Annotated in this window: 7 protein-coding genes and 1 tRNA gene; all 8 read left to right on the plus strand. The window is 68.2% G+C overall.

Annotated features, from left to right (window positions below):
• The coding region (locus tag AC5RV2_RS12250; RefSeq protein ID WP_494092556.1) for an FtsB family cell division protein at positions 1–452 on the plus strand (452 nt) is incomplete at its 5' end.
• A gap of 69 nt (positions 453–521) precedes the next feature.
• Entirely contained in the window at positions 522–1,238 is a 717-nt protein-coding gene (locus tag AC5RV2_RS12255; RefSeq protein WP_494092557.1) for a DUF501 domain-containing protein, read from the plus strand.
• Positions 1,238–2,188 (plus strand): Ppx/GppA phosphatase family protein, encoded by a 951-nt coding sequence (locus AC5RV2_RS12260; RefSeq protein WP_494092558.1) that lies wholly within the window; start codon positions 1,238–1,240, stop codon positions 2,186–2,188. Before AC5RV2_RS12255 ends, AC5RV2_RS12260 begins: the two co-directional genes overlap by 1 nt.
• Before the next feature lie 49 nt (positions 2,189–2,237).
• The gene (locus AC5RV2_RS12265) at positions 2,238–3,686 is read left to right on the plus strand and encodes a S8 family serine peptidase (RefSeq protein ID WP_494092559.1); all 1,449 of its coding nucleotides are present in this window, start codon (positions 2,238–2,240) and stop codon (positions 3,684–3,686) included.
• 122 nt (positions 3,687–3,808) lie between these two features.
• Positions 3,809–5,257 carry an NAD(P)/FAD-dependent oxidoreductase gene (locus AC5RV2_RS12270; RefSeq protein WP_494068228.1) on the plus strand — a complete coding sequence of 483 codons (1,449 nt, stop codon included), beginning with the start codon at positions 3,809–3,811 and terminating at the stop codon, positions 5,255–5,257.
• A 97-nt stretch (positions 5,258–5,354) separates the two neighbouring features.
• Entirely contained in the window at positions 5,355–5,864 is a 510-nt protein-coding gene (locus AC5RV2_RS12275) for a GNAT family N-acetyltransferase (protein WP_494092560.1), read from the plus strand.
• A 46-nt stretch (positions 5,865–5,910) separates the two neighbouring features.
• Positions 5,911–5,983: transfer RNA gene (locus tag AC5RV2_RS12280), tRNA-Leu, on the plus strand.
• A 145-nt stretch (positions 5,984–6,128) separates the two neighbouring features.
• Positions 6,129–7,523, plus strand: coding sequence for an ABC transporter substrate-binding protein (locus tag AC5RV2_RS12285; RefSeq protein WP_494092561.1), 1,395 nt, complete (start codon positions 6,129–6,131; stop codon positions 7,521–7,523).
• Positions 7,524–7,673 lie beyond the last annotated feature (150 nt).

The raw sequence follows: 7,673 nt of genomic DNA on the forward strand, positions 1-7,673 counted from the left end.
CGGCTGCCGGCCAAAAGCCCCGCCCGCCGGCCAGGGAAACCCCGGCCGACGCCGTGCCGGTCCCGGCGAAGGCGTTCTCCGGGCGCCTGCTGGCGCTGGCCCTGGTGCTGGTATCGATCACCGTGCTGCTGGCCCCGTCGGTGCGGATCTTCATTGAACAGCGGGCGGAACTCTCCGCGCTGCAGGCGGACATCGCCGCCAAGAAAGACTCGAACGAACAGCTGACCAAGGAACTGGCCCGCTGGGACGATCCCGCCTACATCAAGCAGCAGGCCCGGGATCGCATATTCTATGTAATGCCGGGGGAGAAGCGGTACATGGTCACCGGCGCGGAAGGGCTGCGCGAGTCCAACAAACATGCCTCCGCCACCGCACCCGAGGACCTGCCGTGGGTGGACGCCCTGTGGAACTCGGTGACCCGCGCGGCAACAGACTCGCCCGCAGCAGACTGACCTCCCGGCAGAGCCTGCCGGATCACACGGCCCTGCCCCAGGGCCGCAGCGCCAGGAAAGGACTGAGCCATGAACGACGCTCAGCGCACCCCCACCCCCGACGATCTCGACACCCTGAGCCGCCAGCTCGGCCGGCCGGTGCGCGACGTCGTGGAGATCGGCGCACGCTGCGTGTGCGGAAACCCGCTGGTCGCCACGACGGCGCCGCGGCTGGGGAACGGAATCCCTTTCCCCACCACGTACTACCTGACCCACCCGGTCATCACGTCAGCGGTATCCCGGCTGGAGGCCGCAGGGGTGATGACGGAGATGACCGAACGGCTGGAGCAGGATCCCGAATTGGCCGCGGCCTACCGCCGCGCGCACGAGGAGTACCTGGCGGCCCGCGACGAGGTCGGCCGCCGGGCAGGCATCGGCGACGTGCCCGAAATCGCGGGAGTCTCCGCCGGCGGCATGCCCACGCGGGTCAAATGCCTGCACGTCCTGGTGGGTCATTCGCTGGCCGCAGGTCCCGGCGTGAATCCGCTGGGCGACGAAGCGCTCGAACGTATCGCCGAATGGTGGACCGCGGACCGCTGCTACTGCTCCGGGGCCTGGGATGTGGACGGCACCGCGCCGGCCCGGGATCTAAGCCGGCACACCCGGACGCAGGGACTGACGGCCGAAGAGCTGGCCGCGAAGAAGGCCCGGCGCGCCGGCGGCACCGGGAAGGCGGCGGACGACGACGGCGGCACCGGCACCGTCGATGGTTCCATGCCCGGCGACGCCGTCGGAGGCAGGTCCTAGTGGCACGCGTCGGAGCCATCGATTGCGGGACCAACTCGATCCGCCTGCTGATTGCCGATGTCCAGGACGGCGGGCTCACCGACGTGGTCCGCGAGATGAAAGTCGTGCGGCTGGGACAGGGCGTCGATGCCACCGGGGCGCTCGCGCCGGAAGCGTTGGAGCGGACCTTCGCGGCGGCGGAGGACTACGCCGGCCAGCTGCGCAGCCACGGTGCCGAAACCCTGCGTTTTGTCGCCACCTCCGCCACCCGCGACGCCGCCAACCGGCAGGTCTTCGTCGACGGCATCCGCCAGCGCCTCGGCGTGGAACCTGAAGTGATCAGTGGCCGGGAAGAGGCCGAGCTGTCCTTCACGGGCGCCGTCAACGTCCTGGCGCCGCAACCGGGGGAGAACGTGCTGGTGGTGGACCTGGGCGGCGGCAGCACGGAGTTCGTGCTGGGAACCGCCGACGGGGTGCTGGCCGCGCTCAGCACCGACATGGGCTGCGTCCGCTTTACCGAGCGGCACCTGCTCTCGGATCCGCCGACCGCCGCCGAGATTGCCCACGCCGTGGCGGGCGCCGAAGAACACCTGGCGCGCGTGCTCGACGAGGTGCCGCTGGCCGACGTCGACCGCCTGGTCGGAGTGGCAGGGTCCGTCACCACGGTCACCGCCCACGCCTTGCAGCTGCCCGAGTATCGTCCGGAAACCATCCACGGGGCGCATCTGGACGGTGCCCGGCTGGATGCCGCGTGCACCTCCCTCCTGGAGATGACGCGGCAACAGCGGGCCGCGCTGCCCTACATGCATCCGGGACGGGTGGATGTCATCGGCGCCGGCGCGCTCATCTGGCGGACCGTTTCCCGACGGCTGGCCGCACTGACCGCCGGCCGCGTGGACGGTGCGACCGCCAACGAACACGATATTCTTGACGGAATCGCCCTGAGTGCGGCCACCCGGCTGCCGCACTGAGCTTCCCGGGTTCCGGGGACCAGACCGCTTTGCCAACGAAGGGATACCCATGCGCCAGCGCGACAGTGAACGGCCGGCCAGACGCGCGGCCGCGTCGAAGGCCTTCTCGCTGGGATCGGCGATCGCGGTACTCGCCTCGTTGGTGCTTGCCGGCCCGGCCCAGGCAGACGACACCCGCGACAAGGAATACTGGCTGGACGCCTACGGGATCCGCGCCGCCTGGGACGAATCGCAGGGCGAAGGCGTCAAGGTAGCAGTGATCGACAGCGGCGTTGATGCGACGCACCCGGACCTCAAGGGTGCCGTGGTCGGCGGTACCGACGTCTCCGGCTCCGGTGATCCCGATGGCCAGCGTGGCATCGGGCAAACGCCTGAACACGGCACCTTGGTTGCCACCCTGCTGGCCGGACGCGGCCATGCACCCGAGAAAGACAAAAAGGACGACAAAAAGAAGAACGACAAAGAGTCCAAGTCCAAGTCCAAGTCCAAGCACAAGGACGAGGGGATCGGCGCCGGCACGGACGGCGTGATCGGGGTGGCACCGAAGGCACAGATCCTGACCGCCTCCACCTGGCTGGGAACGCCCAACCCCTCGGGCATCGGCGTGGACGAGCAGATCCCGGCGGCCGTTCGCTGGGCCGTGGACAATGGCGCGCAGGTCATCAACATGTCATTGACCAGCTCCAGCACCTCCTGGCCGGAGAGCTGGGACGCGGCGTTCCTCTACGCCGAGCAGCATGACGTGGTAGTCGTCGCCGCCGCGGGCAACCGCGCGGGCGGCACGGAACAGTCCGGCGCCCCGGCTACCATCCCCGGCGTGCTGACCGTGGCGGGATTGAACCGCGACGGCGAGGCGAGCCAGGAGGCCTCGGCCCAGAGCATCGTCATCGGCGTTGCGGCACCGGCCGAGAACCTGGTCGGCGGACTGCCCGGCGGCCTCTATGCCGACTGGTCCGGCACCTCCGGTGCCACGCCGCTGGTCTCGGGCGTGGCCGCACTGATCCGCTCCAAGTACCCGGACATGAGCGCGGCCCAGGTGATCAACCGCATCGTCAGCACGGCCAAGGACGCCGGTGTTCCGGGCCATGATCCGATCTACGGCTACGGCGTACTCGATGCGGACGCAGCCCTGAACGCGGACGTGCCGGAGGTCGCCGGCAACCCGCTCGGCTCCATCGCGCAATGGATCACGGTGCACCGCCGCGGCGAGGCCGCCGCGCCCCAGTCGGAGGCTCCGGTGCAGTCCAAGGCCGAGGCGCCGGATATTCCGGAACCGACCACGCCCGTGGCGGTCGCGCCGCCCAGCGAAGACTCGGTGCTGCCGGCCGTCCTCGTGTTTTCGTTCGGCGGACTGATCGCCGCCGTCCTGGTGTTGGGCGCCGTCCAGACCATGCGGGCGCGCAAGGCCGTGCGGCAGGGGACGTCGGCAGTCGAGGAAGCAAACACGGACTTTATCCCGCCGATCCGGGAAGAGATCCGCAAGCCCGCCAAGCGCTGATTCCTCGGACCCCTCGGGCCGTTCGGTCCCCCACACCCGCCGTCGGTGGGGGTTCCTTCGGACCGTCACGCCCGCCGCCAGTACTTCGTGAAAAGTTTCACAAAAGCGGCTATACTGGGGGCATGGCACTCACTCCTGCTCTGTCCGATCGTCCGCGCGTCCTGGTGGTCGGCGGCGGTTACGTTGGTCTTTACGTCGCGCTGAACCTCCAGAAGAAGGTCAAGCGGCACGGCGGCATCGTGACCTTGGTGGACCCGCTGCCCTACATGACCTACCAGCCGTTCCTGCCCGAGGTGGCCTCCGGCAGCATCGAGGCCCGCCATGTGGTGGTCAACCACCGGCAGCACCTGCGGGACACCGAACTCATCACCGGCAAGGTGACGTCGATCGACCATGCGGCGAAGAAGGCCGTGATCACCCCCGCCGTCGGCGAGGCCTTCGAACTGGACTACCGCGACGTCGTCGTTGCCGCCGGTGCCATTACCCGCACCTTCCCGATCCCGGGGCTGGCCGAGGCCGGCATCGGCCTGAAGACGGTCGAAGAAGCCGTGGAACTGCGCAACAAGGTCCTCGAGCGGATCGAAACCGGTTCGTTGCTCCCGGAGGGGCCGGAGCGGACCCGCGCGTTGACCTTCGTCGGCGTCGGCGGAGGCTTCGCCGGCATTGAGGCCATGACCGAGATCGAGGACCTGGCCCGCGCCGCCGTCAAGAAGAACGGGCGGCTGCGCCAGGAAGACCTGCGCTTCGTCCTGGTCGAGGCGATGGGCCGGATCATGCCCGAGGTCACCGAAGACCAGGCCGAATGGGTCGTGGAGCACATGCGCTCGCGCGGCATCGAGGTCATGCTCAACACCTCGCTAGCCAAGGCAGAGGGCGGCGTGCTGGAGCTGATCAACATGCCGGACAAGACTCCCGCCGAAACCTTCGAGGCCGATACCCTGCTGTGGACCGCCGGCGTGCAGGCGAACCCGGTGGCGCGCAACTTCGGCTTCCCGCAGGACGAGCGCGGCCGGATCAAGGCCGACGCCACGCTCCAGATCATCGACGAGAACGGCCCGATCGACGGAGCCTGGACCGCCGGCGACGTCGCCGCCGTGCCGGACCTGACCGGCGGCGGGGTGGGAGGCTTCTGCGTCCCGAACGCCCAGCACGCCATCCGCCAGGCGAAGCGTCTTGCCAAGAACATCTACGCCGCCCGTTGGGGCGTGGGCACCGTCACCGAGTACAAGCACAAGAATCTGGGCGCCGTCGCCGGCTTCGGCCTGAATAAGGGCGTCGCCAAGATTATGGGCATCAAGCTCAAGGGCTGGCCGGCATGGATGGCCCACCGCGGCTACCACGGGATGGCCATGCCGACGGTGGAGCGCAAGATCCGCGTGATCTCGAACTGGTTCTGGACGATCTTCCTGGGCCGCGACACCACGCGCCTTGCCGACCTTCAGACTCCGTACCGCCAGTTCCGCGAGGCGGCTTCCCCCAAGCCGCGCCCGCAGGCCGCCGACGCTCCCAAGCCGGCAGGGGATGCCAAGGGCACCGAGGCGGACAAGGAACTCGCCTCCACCGGCCGCTAGGCACACCAGCGGCAAGGCCCGGGTACCGCTGTGGCGGTGCCCGGGCCTTACTGCTTTCTGGAAGGTTTCCTGGGGCGGGGCCGCAAAGAATGCTGCGGTGAGGATCAGGACAGAACAGCGGGACGACCGGCCGGCCGTGCTCGGGCTGGTGGCACGCGCCTTCGCCACCGACGACGGTGTTGAACCGGTGGAAGCCCGGCTGCTGGCCGAGTTGTACGACTGCGACGGCTTCCTGCCGCAGTTTTCGCTCGTCGCCGAGGAAGGGGGCGCCGTCGTCGGCCATGTCATCAGCACCCGCGGCTGGATTGGCGATGAGCCCGCGCTGGGGCTGGGCCCCCTTGCCGTGGAGCCGAACCGTCAGCGTGCGGGCATCGGGGCGGCCCTGCTGCAGGAAACGCGGCAGCGCGCCGAGGCCGCCGGGGAGAGCGTGATCCTGCTGCTGGGAAGCACCGGCTACTATCCGCGGTTTGGTTATCGGCCGGCCAGCGAACTGGGCATCGGTGCCCCGGATCCATCGTGGGGCGCCAATTTCATGGCCCTCCCACTGGCCGGCCGTCCGCTGCCCGCGGGTGTTTTCCGCTACGCCGAACCCTTCGGGCGATTGTGAACCGGCGCAGGCCCATCAAGTACCCTAGGTAGGTGCCGGAGTGCCAGCCCCCGTAGTCCAATGGCAGAGACAACCGACTTAAAATCGGTCCAGTGTGGGTTCGAGTCCCACCGGGGGTACGGATTGGGATGTGACGAGCGTTACAAGGATGTAACCCAAAACGCTTATTTTCAACAACAAATTGGACTAGTTTTCTCTGTAATCAGGAATACCTGGTGATCGCATCAAAGGTTCGCGGACCTTTCGATCGAGGAGAAAACATACATGACTGCAACACACAATGCAGTGCTTTTCGGCACCGGCGGCAACACCGCACGCGCGGGAAGGATGGCCGCGCTCGGTTTGGGGATCGCTTTGTTTGCCTCGGCGTGCGGCGGGGGCACGTCAACGCCCTCGGAGACCGGCGGGGGAGCCGGGACATCGGCGCCGGCGGGCGCATCCGGTTTGGTGTGTCCCGACGCGGGGGAGGGTGCGGGCCCCACGGCAGGCGCGACGGGTGATCCCTCGGGCGTTCCCGAGACGAAGGGCTCCACTGATACCCCGCTGAAGATCGGTACGCTGCTGCCTGCCACCGGCTCGCTGGCCTTCCTGGGCCCGCCGGAAGTCGCGGGCGTCGAGCTGGCCGTTGAGCGGATCAACGAGGCCGGCGGCGTACTGGGCAAGGACGTGGAAACCATCCAGCGAGACTCCGGCGATACCACCACCGACATCGCTACCCAGTCCGTGACCGAACTGCTGAGCGAGAATGTCAGCGCCGTCGTAGGCGCAGCGTCCTCGGGCGTCTCCAAGACCGTGATCAACCAGATCACCGGCGCAGGGGTGGTGCAGATTTCCCCGGCGAACACCTCGCCGGATTTCACCACCTGGGACGACAACAACCTGTACTGGCGCACCGCGCCGTCGGATGTGCTGCAGGGCCGCACGCTGGGCAGCTACATGGTGTCCTGCGGTGCCCAGACGCTGGGCATGATCGTGCTGAACGACGCCTATGGCACCGGCCTGGCGGAGAACGTCAAGCAGGCGTTTGAAGGCGCCGGCGGCCAGGTTGTGGCCACCGAGATGTTCAACGAGGGCGACTCCCAGTTCAGCTCGCAGGTAGACGCCGTCGTCAACGCCAAGCCCGACGCGATCGCGCTGATCACCTTTGACCAGATCAAGTCGATCGCACCGCTGCTGCTGTCCAAGGGAGTCACTCCCGACCAGATGTTCCTGGTGGACGGCAACACCTCGGACCTGAGCGCGGACCTCGATCCGGGCGCCATGGCCGGGGCACAGGGAACGATTCCCGGAACGTTCGCCAAGGAAGATTTCCAGGCGGCGCTGGCGGAGATTGACGACAAACTCAATTCCTACTCCTACGCAGGTGAGTCCTACGACGCGGTGAACCTGGTGGCCTTGGCAGCCGAGGCCGCCGGAAGCACCAAGGGCGAGGACATCGCCAAGGAGATGCAGGGCGTGTCTGCGGACGGCGAAAAGTGCTTCGACTTTGCCGGCTGTGTCACGCTGCTGCGCAACGGCGAAGATATCGATTACGACGGCATCTCCGGCCCGATCTCGTTCGACGAGAACGGCGATCCGACCGAGGCCTACATCGGCATCTACGAGTACGACGACACCAACGTGCCGCAGCCGAAGCGCGAGGAGTTCGGCCAGCTGTAAGGCCGCTCCAGCTCCACGGGTAACACAGCAGAGGGTCCCGGCCGCCGGCCGGGGCCCTCTGCCGTGCTCCGGGGGGGTCGGACGTCCTGGACCGGGCTGTGTAGGAGCGGGGGGCTGCGAGGACCGCGTGGGACCGTCCGCGCGGGCGGC

The organism is Arthrobacter sp. Y3225116 (assembly GCF_059091245.1).